Genomic DNA, 17,845 nt, shown 5'->3' on the forward strand with positions numbered 1-17,845 from the left:
CAGTTACAGCGCGGGGGTCCGCGCCTGGGGGGCCTTATAAGCAAGGGGCGCGGCGATGCAAAGCGCCAATCCCGCCTTCCCCGAGCCCCGGCCATGCCGTCGTATCTCTTGCGGCGAATGACGATTCCTGTTTCCGTGCGCCAGATTCGACATAGACTGGTCGCGCCATGACAAATACCTCGCGCAGAATCGCCCCGGCATCCTCCGCCCCGGCAACGCGCCCCGCGGCTTCCGGCACCGGACCCCGGCCCGGCTCCATGCGCACGGGCACGCCGCGGCGCTTCGTCTTCCTGCTGCTCGACCAGTTCACCATGCTGTCCTTCGCCGGTGGCGTCGAGCCGTTGCGCATTGCCAACCGCATCGCCGGGCGCGAGCTCTACAGCTGGGCGCTGGCCGGCGAAGGCGGCGAGTTCGTCACCTGTTCGAACGGCGCCTCGTTCAAGCTCGACATGGGGCTGGACGAGTTGACGCGCGAGGACGTGGTGCTGGTCTGCGGCGGCATCGACGTCCAGAAGGCGACCACCAAGGCAGTGCTGAACTGGCTCCGGCGCGAGGCGCGCCGCGGCGCGGTGCTGGGCGGGCTGTGCACCGGCGCCTACCCGCTGGCCCGGGCCGGGCTGCTGGACGGCAAGCGGGCGACGATCCACTGGGAGAACCAGGACGGCTTTCTCGAGGAATTCGACGAGGTCAACCTGACCAAGTCGGTCTTCGTCGTCGACGGCAACCGGATGTCGACCGCCGGCGGCACCTCGTCGATCGACCTGATGCTGAAGATCATCGCCGACGACCACGGCGACGAGCTGGCCAATACCGTCGCCGACCAGCTGATCTATTCCACCATCCGCACCGACCAGGACACCCAGCGGCTGTCGATCCCGACCCGGATCGGCGTCCGCCACCCCAAGCTGGCCGGGGTGATCCAGCGCATGGAGAACGCGATCGAGGACCCGGTCAGCCCGTCGGAGCTGGCGCGCGAGGTCGGCATGTCGACGCGCCAGCTCGAACGGCTGTTCCGCCGCTACCTCAACCGCAGCCCCAAGCGTTACTACATGGAACTGCGGCTGCAGAAGGCGCGTAACCTGTTGATGCAGACCGATATGAGCGTGATCAACGTGGCCCTGGCCTGCGGCTTCGCCAGCCCGTCGCATTTCTCGAAATGCTATCGCGCCCATTACAGCACAACACCGTATCGTGAACGCGGCACCCACGGCACGCGGCTGTCGATCTAGCCTCCTGTCCCCCTCCGATCGCGCGGATTTTCAAGGGAAATGCCGGCCCCGGCCGGGGGCTGAAACAGGCCCAATTCCGATCCGTGATGTTACCCATTCGAATGGCTTTTCTTTTCCGATTTGCCCCTCTAGGGTTGCCGCAGGGTTTCGATCCAACATGGGAGTATGAAATGAAAAAACTTCTTCTGGCCACCGCGGCCTGCGCGCTGGCGGCGACCGGCGCCACGGCCAAGGACGTCAAGATCGGCGTGATCCTGGGCTTCACCGGGCCGCTGGAATCCATCACCCCGGCCATGGGTGACGCCGCCGAGATGGCGATGAAGGAAGTCAACGCCTCGGGCAACTTCATGGACGGCGACACCATCGTGGCCGACCGTGGCGACTCGACCTGCATCGACGCAACCGCCGCCACCGCGACGGCCGAACGCCTGGTGACCTCGGACAAGGTCAAGGGCATCATGGGCGCCGACTGCTCGGGCGTCACCGGCGCCATTCTGCAGAACGTCGCGCGTCCGAACGGCGTCGTGATGATCTCGCCCTCGGCGACCTCGCCGGGCCTGACCACCGCGCCCGATGACGGCCTGTTCTTCCGCACCGCGCCGTCGGACGCCCGCCAGGGCCAGGTGATGGCCGACGTGATCATGGGCAAGGGCATCAAGTCGGTCGCCCTGACCTATACCAACAACGACTACGGCAAGGGTCTGGCCGACAGCTTCCAGAAAGCCTACGAGAAGGCCGGCGGCAAGGTCACCATCTCGGTCCCGCATGAGGACGGCAAGGCCGACTACTCGGCCGAAGTCGGCTCGCTGGCCTCGGCCGGCGGCGACATGCTGGTGGTTGCCGGCTATGTCGACCAGGGCGGCAAGGGCATCATCCAAGCCGCGCTCGACACCGGCGCCTTCGACAGCTTCTACCTGCCCGACGGCATGTATGGCGACGTGCTGATGAAGACCTTCGGCAAGGACCTGGACAACACCATCGGCGACGTTCCCGGCACCGACAGCCAGGGCGCCAAGGACTTCATCGACCTGGCCAAGAAGGCCGGCTTCGACGGCACCTCGTCCTTCACCGCCGAGTCCTACGACGCCGCCGCGCTGATCATGCTTGCCATGCAGGCCGCCCATTCGACCGACTCCAAGGTCTACAAGGACAAGGTGATGGACGTCGCCAACGCCCCGGGCGAGAAGATCTATCCCGGCCAGCTGGGCAAGGCGCTCAAGCTGATCTCGGAAGGCAAGGACATCGACTATGTCGGCGCCTCGGCCGTGGAACTGATCGGCCCCGGCGAAGCCCGCGGCAACTACAAGATCTACGGCTTCAAGGACGGCAAGCGCGTCACTCTGGAATACAAGTGATCGCCATCTGGTGAAGAAAAAGCATTGGCCCGGGGCTTGCCCTGGGCCTTTGTCATAGCTAAAGCCGCCCGCAGAAGAAAAATAGGCGCCTCTGGCCCGTCCGGCCCCCCGGGGTTTCCCCCGGTCCGGTACGGCGAACGGAGAGCCCAAGGGGGAGACATATATGATCGTCGTCGAAGATCTGCACAAGCATTTCGGCGGGTTCCATGCCGTTGACGGCGCCTCGCTGGAGATCCGCGCAGGCTCGATCACCGGCCTTATCGGTCCCAACGGGGCCGGCAAGACCACGCTGTTCAACGTCATCGCCGGGCGGCTGCCGCCGACCTCGGGTCGGGTGATGATGGCCGGCCAGGACGTCACCGGCCTGCCGCCGCACGAGCTGTTCCACCGCGGCCTGCTGCGCACCTTCCAGATCGCGCACGAGTTCGGCTCGATGACCGTGCGCGAGAACCTGATGATGGTGCCGGCCGCCCAGTCGGGCGAGACGCTGTGGAACTGCTGGTTCCGCCGCGGCGCCGTCGCCGCCGAGGAACGCAAGCTGCGCGAGAAGGCGGACGAGGTGCTGGACTTCCTCACCATCACCCATCTCGCCGACGAGAAGGCGAGCAACATCTCCGGCGGCCAGAAGAAGCTGCTGGAACTCGGCCGGACGATGATGGTCGATGCCAAGATCGTCTTCCTCGACGAGGTCGGCGCCGGCGTCAACCGCACCCTGCTCAACACCATCGGCGATGCCATCGTCCGGCTCAACAAGGAACGCGGCTACACCTTCTGCGTCATCGAGCACGACATGGATTTCATCGCCCGGCTCTGCGATCCGGTGATCGTCATGGCCGAGGGCAAGGTGCTGGCCGAGGGCTCGGCCGACCACATCATGGAAAACGAAGCCGTGATCGAGGCCTATCTCGGCACCGGCCTGAAGAACAAGGCGAAAGTCGGAGCGTGAGGGCGTGCCATGGGCGCGCCCTTTGACGTTCTGACCCACAGCTTGGGGGACAGAAACCAATGCCATTTCTGATTGGCGAGGCGATGACGGGCGGCTATGGCGCCGTCGACATCCTTCACGATTGCACCGTCGCGGTCGAGAAGGGCGAGATCGCCGTGATCGTCGGCCCGAACGGGGCCGGCAAATCGACCGCGATGAAGGCGGTCTTCGGGATGCTGAAACTGCGCAGCGGCCACGTGAAGCTGGACGGCGAGGATATCACCGCGCTCAGCCCGCAGGACCGCGTCGCCAAGGGCATGGCCTTCGTGCCGCAGACCCACAACATCTTCACCTCGATGACCGTCGAGGAGAACCTCGAGATGGGCGCCTTCCTGCGCCGCGACGACATCTCGGGCACGATGGAACAGGTCTACGAGCTGTTCCCGATCCTGCGCGACAAGCGCCGCCAGGCGGCGGGCGAGCTTTCGGGCGGCCAGCGCCAGCAGGTCGCCGTCGGCCGGGCGCTGATGACCCAGCCCAAGGTGCTGATGCTCGACGAACCGACCGCCGGCGTCTCGCCGATCGTCATGGACGAGCTCTTCGACCGCATCATCGAGGTCGCCCGCACCGGCATCTCGATCCTGATGGTCGAGCAGAACGCCCGCCAGGCGCTCGAGATCGCCGACAAGGGCTACGTCCTGGTCCAGGGCGCCAACCGCTACACCGACACCGGCGAGGCCCTGCTGGCCGACCCGGAAGTCCGCAAATCCTTCCTGGGGGGCTGAGCATGGATTTCCTCAACGCGATCGTGGCGCTGGCGAACTATGTCGTCATCCCCGCCACCGCCTACGGCGCCCAGCTGGCGCTCGGCGCGCTCGGCGTGACGCTGGTCTACGGCATCCTGCGCTTTTCCAACTTCGCCCATGGCGACACCATGGCCTTCGGCACCATGGTGACGATCCTCTTCACCTGGCTGTTCCAGCACTGGGGCATCACCCTCGGGCCGCTGCCCACCGCCCTGCTCGGCCTGCCCTTCGGCATCGCCGCCACGGCCCTTCTGGTGCTGGGCACGGACCGCGCGGTCTACCGCTTCTACCGCAAGCAGAAGGCGGCGCCGGTGATCCTGGTGATCGTCTCGATGGGCGTGATGTTCATCATGAACGGCATCGTCCGCTTCATCATCGGCACCGGCGAACAGAACTTCGCCGACGGCACCCGCTTCATCATCAAGGCGGGCAATTTCAAGCGCGCCCTCGGCCTGCATGAAGGGCTGGCGCTGAAATCGACCCAGGTGATCACCATCGTCACCGCGGTCATCGTCGTCGCCGCCCTGTTCTGGTTCCTCAACCGCACCCGCACCGGCAAGTCGATGCGCGCCTTCTCGGACAACGAGGACCTGGCGCTGCTCTCGGGCATCAACCCCGAGCGCGTCGTCGCCATCACCTGGATCATCGTCGCCGCGCTGGCGACCATCGCCGGGGTGCTCTACGGGCTCGACAAGTCGTTCAAGCCCTTCACCTACTTCCAGCTGCTGCTGCCGATCTTCGCCTCGGCCGTGGTCGGCGGGCTGGGCAACCCGCTCGGCGCCATCGGCGGCGGCTTCGTCGTCGCCTTCTCGGAGGTCGCGGTCACCTATGCCTGGAAGAAGGTCCTGACCTATCTGCTGCCGGCCAGCATGGCGCCCGACAGCCTCGTCCAGCTGATGGGGACCGACTACAAATACGCGGTCTCCTTCGGCATCCTCGTCATCGTGCTGCTGTTCAAACCGACAGGGCTGTTCAAGGGGAAATCGGTATGAGCACCTCCATGAAGAACGTCTCGCTTTTCGTCGCCGTGGCGGCGCTGTTCATCCTGACCGGCTTCATCCAGAGCTGGAACAGCGCCCTGCTCAACATCAATATCGGCCTGATCGGCGCGGTGATGGCGCTCGGCGTCAACATGCAATGGGGCTATGCCGGGCTGTTCAACGTCGGCGTCATGGGCTTCACCGCGCTTGGCGGGCTGGCCATGGTGCTGATCGCCACGCCCTATGACGGCGGGGCCTGGGCCGCCGGCGGCTGGCGCATCCTGATCGCGCTGGCAATCGGCGCGGCGACGATCCTCGGCGCGGTCCAGACCTGGATCCGGCTGCCCAAGGGCAAGCCGCGCGTCCTCGCCATGCTGGCGGTGCTGATCGTCGGCTTCGTCCTCTACCGCATGGTCTTCGATCCGGCGGTCTCGGCGGTCGAGGCGATCAACCCGGCCAGCGCCGGCAATATCGGCGGCCTCGGCCTGCCGGTGCTGATCGCCTGGCCGGTGGGCGGGCTGATCGCCGCCGGCGCCGGCTGGCTGGTGGCCAAGACGGCGCTCGGCTTGCGCTCGGACTACCTCGCCATCGCCACGCTGGGCATCGCCGAGATTATCATCGCGGTGCTCAAGAACGAGGACTGGCTCGACCGCGGCGTCAAGAACGTCACCGGCCTGCCGCGGCCCTTCATCGTGCCGCTCGAGGTCGACCTGCAGAACAACGCCGGCTTCGTGCAATGGGCCCATAGCTGGGGCTACGACCCGCTGATCGCCTCGTCGATCGTGGTCAAGCTGCTCTACATGGTGCTGTTCGTCATCGTCCTCGCCATCGTGCTGACCCTGGCCGAAATGGCGCTGAAATCGCCCTGGGGCCGGATGATGCGCGCGATCCGCGACAACGAGGACGCGGCCGAGGCGATGGGCAAGGACGTCAAGAAGCGCCACCTGCAGATCTTCGTCCTCGGCTCGGCCGTGATCGGCATCGCCGGGGCGATGATGGCGACCTACAATGGCCAGTTCGTGCCGACCACCTTCCAGCCGCTGCGCTGGACCTTCCTGATCTGGGTGATGGTGATCGTCGGCGGCTCGGGCAACAACTGGGGCGCGGTGCTGGGGGCGATGCTGATCTGGCTGCTCTGGGTCCAGGTCGAGCCTCTGGGCAAGCTGCTGATGCATGTCATCACCATGCCGCTGCCCGACGATTCCGGCCTCAAGCAGCACCTGCTCGACTCGACCCAGCACATGCGTCTGCTGACCATGGGCCTCGTGCTCTTGCTGGTGCTCCGCTTCAGCCCGCGCGGCCTGATCCCGGAGAAATAGGCCCCGGCCCATCGCAACGTCAAAGGGCGGGCCCATGGGCCCGCCCTTTTCTTATCTCGCGTCGCAGGCGCAGCCCGGCCCCTTGTGACAGCTCTTCGCGCGCGAGATGCAGCTGTTGCCGCAGGCCTTGCCCGCGCGGCAGATCTTGCAGCATGCGGCGGCGTAGCGCCGCCCTGCCCCTGCCAGCGCGGCGTCGAGCCGGTCAAGCCCATCCGCCGTTACAGTCACTGACGGCGCGAGGAACAATGGCCCGGTGTCCGCGGCAGGCGTTTCGGCCAACAGGCCACCCGCCGGCACCATGGCCACACCGAGGGCCAAGCTCCAAAGAATGTGTTTCACGAAATGCCTCCGGTTAACTAATCGTTAACCAATACACCCTCAGGGCGATTCTGTCGAAACACGCCGCCGCCGCGCATCAGCCCCTTCAAGCCGTCTTCGCCGCGACGAGGCCCCGACGGGGCACGCGGAGCGCGCCGGGCGCCCGCGCCGTCAATATCCCAGCGCCGCCGCGATCTCGGCGACGCTCCAGCTGCGGCCGCCGCTCTGGAACCGCATCCTGGCCAGGATCGCCGCCCGCTCCGGTTCCGCCAGCGCCGCCAGCGCCGGGTCGGCCCGGTGCGAGGCCAGCCGGGTCCCGTCGCCGCCGATCCCCTCCAGCTCCACCTCCTGCGGCACCTCGAAGGCGGCGCGGAAGGCGCTCTCGTCGTTCAGAACCCGCTCCATCTGCAACGGCACGGCGCCCGCCTCGAGACCGGCAAGCGTGTAGCCGCAGACATGACCGCAGGCATAGGCGTAAAGCAGGTTCGGCAAGGACAGCGCCACGCCCAGCCGCTGCAGCAGGTCGAGCGCGTTCTGCAGCGCCGCGACGAAGGCCGCCTGATCGCCCGCCAGCACCTTCTTCGCCGCCCAGGCATAGCAGCTGTCGATCTGCGCCGCGGGCGCGCGCACCAGCAGGTGAAAGCGAATCCCGCGCCGCTCGCAGGCGGGCTTGAACCGGGCCGGGTCGAACAGGCAATGCACCGCGACCGGCCGTTTCCCCGCCGCGGCGGTGCGGACCATGCTGTCGGCGAAGGCCTCGACGGTTTGCGATCCCTGCCCGACCGGTGCGCGGGTTTCGAAGTTCTGGCTGCCATGGCTGACCTCGAAACCGGGCAGCCGCGACAGGATATGGCTGAGGCTGTGGGTACCGGCGAAACCGATGGATTCGACGACGATCATGCTGGGGCTCCTTGCGCGCGCGTCCCCCATGGGTAACCGAGGAGCGGCCGGATGGAAACCGCGCCGCCGGGCCGCGCCGGGGCGCCACCGCCCGCCGGGCCGCGCAGCCCAACCTTTCCCCAATCCGACATCTTTTGTCGCAACCCGACATGCCGCGGCCCTTCGGGCACGGACACTTGGGCCAAACGCGGCGAAGGAGAATTCCATGAAAACGCATACCCGGGTCGTGGTCATCGGCGGCGGCGTCGTCGGCTGCTCGGTCCTCTACCACCTGACCAAGCTGGGCTGGTCCGACGTCATGCTGATCGAGCGCTCGGATCTGACCTCGGGCTCGACCTGGCACGCGGCCGGCGGCTTCCACACCCTGAACGGCGACACCAACATGGCGGCGCTGCAGGGCTACACGATCCGGCTCTACAAGGAACTGGAAGAGATCACCGGGATGAATTGCGGCCTCCACCATGTCGGCGGCATCACCCTGGCCGATACCCGGGAACGCTTCGACATGCTCAAGGCCGAGCGGGCCAAGCACCGCTACATGGGCCTCGACACCCGGATCCTGAGCCCGTCCGAGATCAAGGACTTCGCCGAGATCGTCAACACCGACGGCGTCATCGGTGCGCTTTACGATCCGCTCGACGGCCATCTCGATCCGTCCGGCACCACCCATGCCTATGCCAAGGCGGCGCGGATGGGCGGGGCCGAGATCGTCCAGCACAACCGGGTGCTGGAAACCAACCCGCGCCCGGACGGCTCGTGGGAGGTCGTCACCGAGCAGGGCACCGTCATCGCCGAGCATGTCGTCAATGCCGGCGGCCTCTGGGCGCGCGAGGTGGCGGCGATGGCCGGGGTCTACCTGCCGCTCCTGCCGATGGCGCACCAGTATCTGGTCACCGACGAGATCCCGGAGATCTACGAGCGGGGCAGCGAATTTCCGCATGTCATGGACCCGGGCGGCGAAAGCTACCTGCGCCAGGAGGGCCGCGGCCTCTGCATCGGCTTCTACGAGAAACCCTGCGAGGGCTGGGCGATCGGCGGCACGCCGTGGGATTTCGGCCACGAGCTGCTGCCCGACAACCTCGACAAGATCGAGGACTCGGTCGCCTTCGCCTATCGCCGCTTCCCGGTGCTGGAACGCGCCGGCGTCAAGAGCGTGATCCACGGCCCCTTCACCTTCGCCCCCGACGGCAACCCGCTGCTCGGCCCGGTGCCCGGCCTGCGCAACTACTGGTCGGCCTGCGCCATCATGGCCGGCTTCTCCCAGGGCGGCGGCATGGGGCTGATGCTGGCGCAATGGATGATCGAGGGCGAGACCGAGCGCGACCCGCGCGGCTTCGACGTCGCCCGCTACGGCAACTGGACGACGCCGGGCTACACCGTGCCCAAGGTGATCGAGAACTACCAGAACCGGTTCTCGGTCGCCTATCCGAACGAGGAACTGCCGGCGGCGCGGCCGTTCCGCACCACCGCGATGTACGACATCTTCGACGGCATGAATGCCGTGTGGGGCCAGCAATACGGGCTCGAGGTCGTCAACTACTTCGCCCTGCCGGGCGAGCCGACCTACGAGACGCCGAGCTTCCGCCGCTCCAACGCCTGGGAGGCAACGGCGCAGGAGGTCAAGGCGGTGCGCGAGGCGGTCGGCATCAACGAGGTCCAGAACTTCGGCAAGTACCGCGTCAGCGGCCCCAATGCCCGCGCCTGGCTCGACCGGATCATGGCCGGCCGCATCCCCAAGCCGGGGCGCCTCAGCCTGACGCCGATGCTGTCGCCGGCGGGCAAGCTCTACGGCGATTTCACCGTCTCCTGCCTCGGCGAGGAGGAATTCCAGGTCACGGCCAGCTACGGCGCCCAGGGCTGGCACGGCCGCTGGTTCGAACAGCACATGGAAGACGGCGTGCGCGTCGAGAACATCTCGGACCAGCGCACCGGCTTCCAGATCGCCGGGCCGCAAGCCCGCGACCTGCTGGCCAAGGTGGTGCATGACGCCGACGTCTCGGGCGAGGCGCTGCGCTTCCTCGACGTGCGCCGGATGACCATCGGCATGGCCGACTGCATCGTCCAGCGGGTCAGCTATACCGGCGATCTGGGCTACGAGATCTACTGCGACCACATGAGCCAGCGCCACCTCTGGCACACGCTGTGGGAGGCGGGCCAGGAATTCGGCCTGCGCCCCTTCGGCATGCGGGCGATGATGAGCCTGCGGCTGGACAAGTTCTTCGGCTCCTGGGGCGGCGAGTTCTCGCCCGACTACACCCCGGCCGAGACCGGTCTCGACCGCTTCATCAGCTGGAAGAAGAACGGCGACTGGATCGGCAAGGAAGCGGCGCTGGCCGAGAAGGAAAGCGGCCCGTCCCGCAAGCTCTGCGCCTTCGTCGTCGAGGCCGAGGACGCCGACGTCATCGGCTGGGAGCCGATCTGGCTCAATGGCGAGGTGGTCGGTTTCTGCACCTCGGGCGGCTATTCGCACTGGGCCGGGAAATCGGTGGCCCAGGGCTTCGTGCCGACCGACAAGGTGGCCGACGGGCTGGCGGTCGAGATCGAGATCCTCGGCGCACGCCGCCCGGCCAAGCTGGTCACGACGCCGCTGTTCGATCCCGACGGCGCCCGGATGCGCGGCTGAGCGCCTGCGGTCATGCCGGCCCCGCCTGCAAGCGCGGGGCCGGCCGATCGGCGCGGGCTTCTCGCGCGCCGTTCCCGGAGCCGAGGGCAGCGCCCGCGCCGTCCGGGGCGGATCGGGCAGACCACGAAATGACGGGGGCGCGGTGACCGCCTCTCACATCCCCGCGCGACCGCGCCTGACCCGTTTCGCCCTTGCGCCAGCTGCGTTAGCATCCGCGCCATGGAGATCACCATCCTCATCCCCGCCGCCGGCGCCTCCAGCCGGATGCGCGGCACCGACAAGCTGGTCGAGGCCGTCGATGGCCAGCCGCTGCTGCGGCGCCAGGCCGAACGGGCTCTGGCGACGGGGCTGCCGGTGCTGGTCACCCTGCCCCCGGCCGACCATCCCCACCACGCCGGCCGCCGCGCCGCGCTCGACGGGCTGGCGGTGACGCCGCTGATGGTGGCCGAGGCGGCCGAGGGCCTGTCGGCCTCGCTCCGCGCCGGGGTGGCGGCGGCGAAGGACAGCGCCGGGCTGCTGGTGCTGCTGGCCGACCTGCCGGAGATCGGGACCGCCGACCTCGGCGCGCTGATCGCCGGGTTCGAGGAAGCGCCCGGGACCGTGTTCCGCGCCAGTGCCGAGGACGGCGCCCCGGGCCACCCGGTGCTGCTGCCGCGCCGGCTGTTCGATCAACTCGCCCGGCTGCACGGCGATGCCGGCGCCCGCGACCTGCTCAAGGCGGAACAGGCGGCGGGACGGCTGCAACTGCTGCCCCTGCCCGGCCGCCGCGCCACCACCGACCTCGACACGCCCGAGGACTGGGCGGCCTGGCGCGCGCGGCACGGCGCAGGCTGATCCCACTCAAACGCAAGCGCCCAAACGAAAACGCCCGGCCGGATGAGATCCGACCGGGCGGTTACGGCATGCACGCGGGAGCCCCCGTTCCCCGGCATGCCAGGTCGGAACCGCGGCCCCGACCCGTGCTGCATTCCTACTTGGCCAGAAGCATGGCCTCGTGCCGCTTCAGCGTCTTGCGGGCGGCGGTGTAATCCTCGACCCCTTCCGGCGTCCGCAGCTCGGGGAACAGCTCGAAGATCTCGCTGCGTTGGGCGTTGCCCATCCCCTTGAGCGTGAAGTCGCCGGGCTGGAAGCTCTCGGTCCAGGCGCCGTTCGACAGCACCACTTCGTGGCGGTCGAACATGAAGTGGATATAGGTCGTCCCGATGCTCTCGATCGTCTGGATGCCCATGTTGTTGACCACGTGCTTGGCCGCCACCAGAACCTCGTGCTCGTCGAAATAGAGCGCGGTGCGGTCATTGGCGACCAGCAGCCGGTGGTTGGGCGAGACCATCATGTCGCGCTCGGGCAACCCGTTGCCCAGGGCGCCGGCCCGGATCAGCACCGGCTTGAGATGCGGGTTGGCCGACAGCGCCTTCCAGTCCAGCGCCTTCTGGCCGACCCAGCGGATCTCCTGGATGCCGTTGTCGCGGGTGATCACGGTGTCGCCCGGGCGCAGCTCTTCCACCAGCCGCTCGCCCTTCGGCGTCGCGATCAGCGTGCCGGGGGTGAAGCAGGGGATGACGTTCTCGATATTCTTGAACGTCAGGGTCCCGGTGGTGTTGCCGTCATGGTCGAGGAAGTTGACGGTGCCGTTCTCGTGGTTGCTCGGGTCGTAGTTGATGTGCAGCGGCCCGGTGCCGGTCAGGTCGAGCGTGTCGCAGTCGACACCGCCCTCGCCGCCGTCGACGAAATCGCCGCCATTGCCGCCGATGAACAGGTCGCGGTCGTCGCCGCCCGAGAGCGAGTCATGGCCGTCGCCGCCGGTGATGGTGTCGTCGCCCGAACCGCCGAAGATGGTGTCGTCGCCTTCGCCGCCGTTCAGCGAGTCGCCGGCCTGGGCACCGTCATCGGTCTGCACGGTGCCGGTGATGTCGTGGAACGGGTTCGAGAAACCGACCCCGTCGCCGACCTGCACCTTGAGCATGGCGTCGTTGAAGTCGTGGTCCCCCAGGTTGACCATGTCCTCGATGCCGATATGGAGCGAACCGTCGGCATCCTGGCCGTAGTCCTGCAGGTGCTGGTCGCCGTCGCTGTTGAGGTCGACATCGCTGCCGTAGCCGGCCGAGTGAAACACGCCGCCATTGATGTCGGTGGTCGTGCCGTCGGCGCCGTTGAAGACCAGCTGCGGGTTGCTGTCGTGGATCGTCGCCGGGTCGCCCGAGGCATTGACGAAGGACAGCTCGCCCGAGCCGAGCGCGTCGTAATTGTTCTGCGAGTCGCCGTCGCTGACCATGAACAGCCCGACCTGGGCGCCCGGGGTCACGGTGAAGGTATAGCTCGACACGCCGGGCTGCAGGTCGCCGCCCGAGCCTTGGGCCGAGGCGTTTTCCCAGGCCATCTGGACGTTGCCGATCGCGCCCGTCGACGGGTCGATCTCGTAGACGCCGATCGAGTTCAGATAGGCCGCCGAAACATCGCCCTCGAAGGTGATGGTGACGCTGTTGTCGGCGCAGTCGCCGCCATCGCCGTAGATCACGTCGTTGCCGCTGCCGCCGTCGATCGTATCGCTGTCATTGCCGCCGACCAGCGTGTCGTTGCCGGCGCCGCCGGTCATCACGTCCGAGCCGTCGCCGCCGAAGGCCAGATCGTTGCCGTCGCCGCCATCGATGGTGTCGTCGCCGGCGCCGCCGCAAAGGCTGTCGTCGCCAGCGCCGCCATCGAGCGAGTCGTCGCCGGCGCCGCCCTCGAGCTTGTCGTTGTCGTCGCCGCCCTCGAGCGTGTCATTGCCGGCGCCGCCCACCAGGGTGTCGTCCCCCGTGCCGCCGTGCAGCTGGTCGTTGCCGTCGCCGCCATCGACCGAGTCGTCGCCGTTCCAGCCCCACAGCGAGTCGTTGCCGTCCTCGCCATAGACGCTGTCGTCGCCGTCGCTGCCGGTGGCCATGTCGTTGCCGTCTTCGCCGTGGATCTCGTCGTTGCCGGCGCCGCCGATGATGGTGTCGTCGCCCGCCCCGGCATGAACGATGTCGTCATCGGGCCCCTGGCCCGGCAGCAGGGCGTCGCCATGGTCGATCCGATCGCCGTCGGGATCGCCGGTGTAATAGAGGTCGATCTTGTCGTTCCCGGTCGTGCCGCTCACGATGCCGTCCCGCGTGGGATGGTGATCGTGGCAGCCATGCTGATCATCAGTACGATCGGTCATCTCTTTCACTCCCAACTCGCCCGGCGCAGAAACCTGTTGCGGACGTCATCCAACAATGCTCCGCCCCGCCGCCCGCGAAAGGGCGCACGCAGTAAAAGGCGGGCCGCCTGAATAGCGGCATCGCCGGACCTGTCGTGATGGTGAATGTCGGCGAGAGTAGCGAGCAGCAGGCGGGCGCGCCGAACGGCACGGTTCCGATGATGTAGCGGGGCGCACCGTTCGGCCCCACCCAGGCAGCTCACACACTCCTACACGACACTCTTACGTGCCACACCACTTCCAGGCCGCCCCCACGGCCAAAGTCGTCCCCCAGAAAGGACATCCTCTTTGTAGCGTCGCCCCTGCCCCCGACAAAGCGAAAAGTGTCGGAAGCATGGCGCCTTCTGGGCGCTCAAACGGCGGAAATCGCTCAAAAAAGGCGGCGCCCGTCACAACCCTTAATTGTTCATTGTCGCCCATTCGGGACCAATGATGACCGCCGCGCGCCCTGCGATCCGCGCCGATTAACCCCGCCGTTATCTGGCCTTAAAGTCACTTCGCCGCTTCCCCCGGCAGCGCCTCCGCCACCGCCACCCCCGCCAGATGCCGGCACTTTGTTTCCATTTCGAAACCAATCGGCGCGCCGCATTGCGCCGGCCAATTTGGACGAATTTTGCTCAATTATGGCAAGAATGCGGCAACAGCATCATTCCGGTTCAAAGGTCAATGCGCTGAAATGGCTGGGATTGTTTAGGGGGCTGCTACCGCGAAGGGCGAATCACGTTTCCGTCGCCATGCCGTGAACGGAGAATCACCCTCCGGATCGCCCGCCCGGTCCATGCCGGCCCCTTCGATCGCGACGATCCCGTCGATCCCGTGGTGCCCGAGGTGGGACTCGAACCCACACACCTTGCGGCGGGGGATTTTGAATCCCCTGCGTCTACCATTCCGCCACTCGGGCCACCTTTCGCGGTTTAGCCGCGCCCCGGTCCGGCGTCAATCGGGACCGGGGCGAGGCCGGCGCGCGCTCAGAACATCAGGTGGACCAGCCACAGGGTGATGCCGGGGAAGCTCACCAGCACGATCACCCGCAGCAGGTCGGCCAGCACGAAGGGCGCGACGCCCTTGTAGGTCTTGCTCATCGGGATGTCGCGGGCGACGTTGTTGATGATGAACAGGTTCATCCCGACCGGCGGCGTGATCAGCCCGACCTCGACGACGATCAGCGCCAGGATGCCGAACCAGATCGCGCTGTCCTCCTTGCCGAGGCCGAAATCCAGCCCCTGGATGATCGGGAAGAAGATCGGGATCGTCAGCAGGATCATCGACAGGCTGTCCATGACGCAGCCGAAGATCAGGTAGCAGATCAGGATCAGCGCCAGCACCAGGTGCGGGCTGAAGCCTTGCGTGGTAACCCATTCGGTCAGGGCCTGCGGCGCCTGGGTGAAGGCGAGGAACGAGTTGAACATCTCGGCGCCGAGGATGATCAGGAAGATCATCGCCGAGGACACCGCCGTCTGCAGGATCGAGTCGAGGAAGCCGCGCCAGTTCAGCGAGCCGGTGAGGATACCGTAGAGCCCGGTCGCCACCGCGCCGACCGCCGCGCCCTCGGTCGGCGTGAACAGCGCCTGGACGCCGGGCTGGGTCCAGTCCCAGTCGCCGGCGATGCCGCCCATGACGAGGCCGAAGATCACCACCACCGGCCAGATCCCGATCAGGCCGCGGAAGCGCTCGCCATAGCTCTTGCGCTCGGCGGTGCTGGCGGCGCCGGGATTGACCCGGACGAAGATCGCCACGGTCAGCATGTAGGTCAGCGCCGCCAGGATGCCGGGCACCAGCGCGCCGACGAACATCTTGACGATGTTTTGCTCGGCCAGGATGGCGTAGATCACCAGCACCACCGAGGGCGGGATCAGGATGCCCAGCGTGCCGCCGGCGGCCAGCACCCCGGTCGAGAGCGAATCCGAATAGCCGCGCTTGCGCATCTCGGGCAGCGCCACCTGGCCCATGGTCGATGCGGTGGCCAGCGACGAGCCGCAGACCGCGCCGAAGCCGGCGCAGGCGCCGACCGCCGCCATCGCCACCCCGCCCTTGCGGTGGCCGAGCCAGTCCGAGGCGGCGTTGAACAGGGCCGCCGACATGCCGGACCGGGTCGCGAACTGTCCCATCAGCAGGAACAGCGGCACGATCGACAGCGAATAGGAGGCGAAGGTCTCGTAGCTCAGCGTCTTGAGCTGGGCCAGGGGCGCCACCGGCTTGCCGAGCACGATCCAGGTGCCGATGAAGCCGGTGATGCCCATCGCCGGGCCGATCGGGATGCGCAGGAAGATCGCCAGCAGCATCAGCAGGAAGGCGATGATCGCGAGTTCGAGGCCGCTCATGCGCCGCCCTCCTGTCCGTCAAGAGTCCAGTTCAGGCTACGCCACATGGTGTAGAGGCAGACCAGGAAGAACACCGCCGCGCCGATCACGGCAAAGCCGTAGGGGATCCAGACCGGGATCGCCAGCTCGTAGGTGGTTTCGGGGTAATAGGGCTTGGAGCCCAGGCCGAGGGCGGCGCGGAAGGCATCCGAGCCGTAGGGGTATTTCTCGCCGAAACCGAGATAGAGCCGCCACAGGATGACGAAGCTGCACAGGGTCAGCACCGTGTCGCCGATGAATCCCAGCGCCGCCTGCACCCGCAACGGCAGCGCCGAGACGAAGATGTCGACGGTGACATGGCCGCGGCGCAGCTGGCACCACGGCAGGAAGGAAAAGATCGCCAGGGCGCAGCCCATGCCGACCAGCTCGTAATCGCCCTTCACCGGGCCCAGCCCGAGCGGCAGCAGCGCCCGCCCGATGATCGAGACCACCGTGAGGACCGCCGCCGCGGTCAGCACCACGCCGCCGCCATAGGCCATCCAGCGCGCCGCCGCCGTCACCATGCGGCCGGCGGTCGCCTCCGCCTGTCTTGCCAGTGCCATTCTCCTACCCCGTCTTCTAGCCCGCCAGCACCGGAGGCCGCGCGTTCAGCGCGGTGATCTCCATCCCGGCGATCTTCTTGTAGCCTTCGGCGAAGGCCCGGCGCTCGGCCAGCGGCATCACCGTCTCGATATCGTCGAACCCCTCCGGCGCCCGGTCATGGACGATGTCGAGGATCTTGTCGGGGCCGTCGCCCCGGTTGGTCAGCACCAGCGCGTTCATCGCCTCGCGCCGCTCGTCTTCATAGGCGTCCAGCGCCGCCGTCCCGACGCCGTGATCGCGCAGCGCCCGGCCCAGGTAGCGGGCGTCGAGGATCGCCTGGCTCGCCCCGTTCGAGCCGATCGGGTACATCGCGTGGGCGGCATCGCCCAGCAGCGTCACCGGGCCGTGGCGCCAGCGCGGCAGCGGCTCGCGGTCGACCATCGGATATTCCCAGATCTCGCTGGCATCGGCGATGACCTTCGGAATGTCGAGCCAGGGGAAGTGCCAGTCGGCGAACTCGTCGGCGAAATCGGCGCGCCGGCCCTCGCGGGTCCAGTCCTGCCGGGCCCAGAGGTAATCCTCCGGCTTGCCGAGGTCGGCGATCCAGTTGATCAGGCTGCGATCCGCGCCCAGATCGGCGATCGGGTAGCAGACGAACTTGCGCGCCTTGGTGCCGGCCATCGCCATCGTCCGCCCGCCGAGGAAGCGCGGCCCCTCGGTGACGCCACGCCACATGACGGTGCCGCCCCATTGCGCCGGCCCCTCGTCGGGAAAAAGCCGCGCCCGCGCCGCCGAGTTGATGCCGTCGGCCGCCACCAGCAGGGTGCCGTCGGCCGTGCCCGCCGGCTTGCCGCTGTCGCGCTCCCTGAGCCGGATGCGCACGCCCTCTTGCGTCTCCTCCCACCCGTCCAGCGCCAGGCCGCAGCGCAGTACCTTCGGCCCGGCCCGGGACACCACGGCGCGGAACAGCATCATCTGCAGCTCGCCGCGATGGATCGAGAATTGCGGCCAGTTGTAGCCCGCCGCCGCGCCGCGCGGCTCGGTCCAGATCTCCTGGCCGTAGTCGTTGTAATAGCCCACCTGCCCCGTCCGCAGCCCGATCTTGTCGAGCCCGGGGCCGAAGCCCATCTCGACCAGCTCGCGCACCGCGTGGGGCTGCAGGTTGATGCCCAGCCCCAGCGGCGCCAGCTGGCGCACGGCCTCGAAGATGCGGAAGGGAATGCCCAGCCGGTGCAGGGTGAGCCCCAGGCTCAGCCCGCCGATCCCGGCGCCGGCGATGAGAACGGTCATG

14 protein-coding genes and 1 tRNA gene are annotated in these 17,845 nt (G+C 67.6%); 8 read left to right on the forward strand and 7 right to left on the reverse strand.

All coding sequences use genetic code 11. From position 1 onward, the window contains the following. Nucleotides 1-257: 257 nt before the first annotated feature. From ACFOES_RS06120 to ACFOES_RS06145, 6 genes are all read left to right on the forward strand, one after another. On the forward strand, nt 258-1,229 hold the full coding sequence (locus ACFOES_RS06120; protein ID WP_377832314.1) for a GlxA family transcriptional regulator: 972 nt from the start codon (nt 258-260) through the stop codon (nt 1,227-1,229). A gap of 170 nt (nt 1,230-1,399) precedes the next feature. Next, nucleotides 1,400-2,584, forward strand: a complete 1,185-nt coding sequence (locus ACFOES_RS06125; RefSeq protein ID WP_377832315.1) for an ABC transporter substrate-binding protein — start codon at nt 1,400-1,402, stop codon at nt 2,582-2,584. A gap of 163 nt (nt 2,585-2,747) precedes the next feature. Continuing rightward, nucleotides 2,748-3,530, forward strand: coding sequence for an ABC transporter ATP-binding protein (locus ACFOES_RS06130; protein WP_377832316.1), 783 nt, complete (start codon nt 2,748-2,750; stop codon nt 3,528-3,530). A gap of 59 nt (nt 3,531-3,589) precedes the next feature. After that, nucleotides 3,590-4,294, forward strand: coding sequence for an ABC transporter ATP-binding protein (locus ACFOES_RS06135; RefSeq protein ID WP_377832317.1), 705 nt, complete (start codon nt 3,590-3,592; stop codon nt 4,292-4,294). Nucleotides 4,295-4,296: 2 nt separating this feature from the next. Further along, nucleotides 4,297-5,307: a branched-chain amino acid ABC transporter permease gene (locus ACFOES_RS06140; RefSeq protein WP_377832318.1), complete on the forward strand. Its 1,011-nt coding sequence runs from the start codon at nt 4,297-4,299 to the stop codon at nt 5,305-5,307. Beyond that, the gene (locus ACFOES_RS06145) at nt 5,304-6,614 is read left to right on the forward strand and encodes a branched-chain amino acid ABC transporter permease (protein WP_377832319.1); all 1,311 of its coding nucleotides are present in this window, start codon (nt 5,304-5,306) and stop codon (nt 6,612-6,614) included. Before ACFOES_RS06140 ends, ACFOES_RS06145 begins: the two co-directional genes overlap by 4 nt. Before the next feature lie 51 nt (nt 6,615-6,665). Here ACFOES_RS06145 and ACFOES_RS06150 read toward each other — a convergent pair whose 3' ends face one another. Together ACFOES_RS06150 and ACFOES_RS06155 are read right to left on the reverse strand one after the other, a co-directional pair. After that, the gene (locus ACFOES_RS06150) at nt 6,666-6,953 is read right to left on the reverse strand and encodes a hypothetical protein (RefSeq protein WP_377832320.1); all 288 of its coding nucleotides are present in this window, start codon (nt 6,951-6,953) and stop codon (nt 6,666-6,668) included. 150 nt (nt 6,954-7,103) lie between these two features. Continuing rightward, nucleotides 7,104-7,832, reverse strand: a complete 729-nt coding sequence (locus ACFOES_RS06155) for a hypothetical protein (protein ID WP_377832321.1) — start codon at nt 7,830-7,832, stop codon at nt 7,104-7,106. A gap of 205 nt (nt 7,833-8,037) precedes the next feature. On the opposite strand from ACFOES_RS06155, the gene ACFOES_RS06160 reads away from it, so the two are divergent. After that, nucleotides 8,038-10,455: a GcvT family protein gene (locus ACFOES_RS06160; RefSeq protein ID WP_377832322.1), complete on the forward strand. Its 2,418-nt coding sequence runs from the start codon at nt 8,038-8,040 to the stop codon at nt 10,453-10,455. A gap of 219 nt (nt 10,456-10,674) precedes the next feature. Then, a complete protein-coding gene (locus tag ACFOES_RS06165; RefSeq protein ID WP_377832323.1) occupies nt 10,675-11,289 on the forward strand; it encodes a nucleotidyltransferase family protein in 615 nt (204 codons plus the stop codon). A gap of 136 nt (nt 11,290-11,425) precedes the next feature. Here ACFOES_RS06165 and ACFOES_RS06170 read toward each other — a convergent pair whose 3' ends face one another. From ACFOES_RS06170 to ACFOES_RS06190, 5 genes are all read right to left on the reverse strand, one after another. Then, nucleotides 11,426-13,633 (reverse strand): Hint domain-containing protein, encoded by a 2,208-nt coding sequence (locus tag ACFOES_RS06170; protein WP_377832324.1) that lies wholly within the window; start codon nt 13,631-13,633, stop codon nt 11,426-11,428. An 856-nt stretch (nt 13,634-14,489) separates the two neighbouring features. Further along, nucleotides 14,490-14,573: transfer RNA gene (locus tag ACFOES_RS06175), tRNA-Leu, on the reverse strand. A gap of 67 nt (nt 14,574-14,640) precedes the next feature. Further along, on the reverse strand, nt 14,641-15,993 hold the full coding sequence (locus ACFOES_RS06180) for a TRAP transporter large permease (protein WP_377832325.1): 1,353 nt from the start codon (nt 15,991-15,993) through the stop codon (nt 14,641-14,643). Next, complete coding sequence (locus ACFOES_RS06185; protein WP_377832326.1) at nt 15,990-16,574, reverse strand: TRAP transporter small permease; 585 nt, start codon at nt 16,572-16,574, stop codon at nt 15,990-15,992. Before ACFOES_RS06185 ends, ACFOES_RS06180 begins: the two co-directional genes overlap by 4 nt. Before the next feature lie 16 nt (nt 16,575-16,590). Beyond that, nucleotides 16,591-17,844, reverse strand: coding sequence for a flavin-dependent oxidoreductase (locus tag ACFOES_RS06190; RefSeq protein WP_377832327.1), 1,254 nt, complete (start codon nt 17,842-17,844; stop codon nt 16,591-16,593). Between the last annotated feature and the right edge of the window lies 1 nt (nt 17,845).

The sequence above is a fragment of the Acidimangrovimonas pyrenivorans genome (genome assembly GCF_042643245.1).
GTDB classification, from domain to species: Bacteria; Pseudomonadota; Alphaproteobacteria; order Rhodobacterales; family Rhodobacteraceae; genus Acidimangrovimonas; species Acidimangrovimonas pyrenivorans.

Excerpts from the sequence above, each read along its gene's own strand:
- ACFOES_RS06120 (WP_377832314.1), top strand. The coding sequence starts at position 258 with ATGCGCACGGGCACGCCGCGGCGCTTCGTCTTCCTGCTGCTCGACCAG.
- ACFOES_RS06125 (WP_377832315.1), top strand. The coding sequence starts at position 1,400 with ATGAAAAAACTTCTTCTGGCCACCGCGGCCTGCGCGCTGGCGGCGACC.
- ACFOES_RS06135 (WP_377832317.1), top strand. The coding sequence starts at position 3,590 with ATGCCATTTCTGATTGGCGAGGCGATGACGGGCGGCTATGGCGCCGTC.
- ACFOES_RS06165 (WP_377832323.1), top strand. The coding sequence starts at position 10,675 with ATGGAGATCACCATCCTCATCCCCGCCGCCGGCGCCTCCAGCCGGATG.
- ACFOES_RS06145 (WP_377832319.1), top strand. The coding sequence starts at position 5,304 with ATGAGCACCTCCATGAAGAACGTCTCGCTTTTCGTCGCCGTGGCGGCG.
- ACFOES_RS06190 (WP_377832327.1), bottom strand. The coding sequence starts at position 17,844 with ATGACCGTTCTCATCGCCGGCGCCGGGATCGGCGGGCTGAGCCTGGGG.
- ACFOES_RS06185 (WP_377832326.1), bottom strand. The coding sequence starts at position 16,574 with ATGGCACTGGCAAGACAGGCGGAGGCGACCGCCGGCCGCATGGTGACG.
- ACFOES_RS06160 (WP_377832322.1), top strand. The coding sequence starts at position 8,038 with ATGAAAACGCATACCCGGGTCGTGGTCATCGGCGGCGGCGTCGTCGGC.
- ACFOES_RS06130 (WP_377832316.1), top strand. The coding sequence starts at position 2,748 with ATGATCGTCGTCGAAGATCTGCACAAGCATTTCGGCGGGTTCCATGCC.
- ACFOES_RS06155 (WP_377832321.1), bottom strand. The coding sequence starts at position 7,832 with ATGATCGTCGTCGAATCCATCGGTTTCGCCGGTACCCACAGCCTCAGC.
- ACFOES_RS06170 (WP_377832324.1), bottom strand. The coding sequence starts at position 13,633 with ATGACCGATCGTACTGATGATCAGCATGGCTGCCACGATCACCATCCC.
- ACFOES_RS06140 (WP_377832318.1), top strand. The coding sequence starts at position 4,297 with ATGGATTTCCTCAACGCGATCGTGGCGCTGGCGAACTATGTCGTCATC.
- ACFOES_RS06180 (WP_377832325.1), bottom strand. The coding sequence starts at position 15,993 with ATGAGCGGCCTCGAACTCGCGATCATCGCCTTCCTGCTGATGCTGCTG.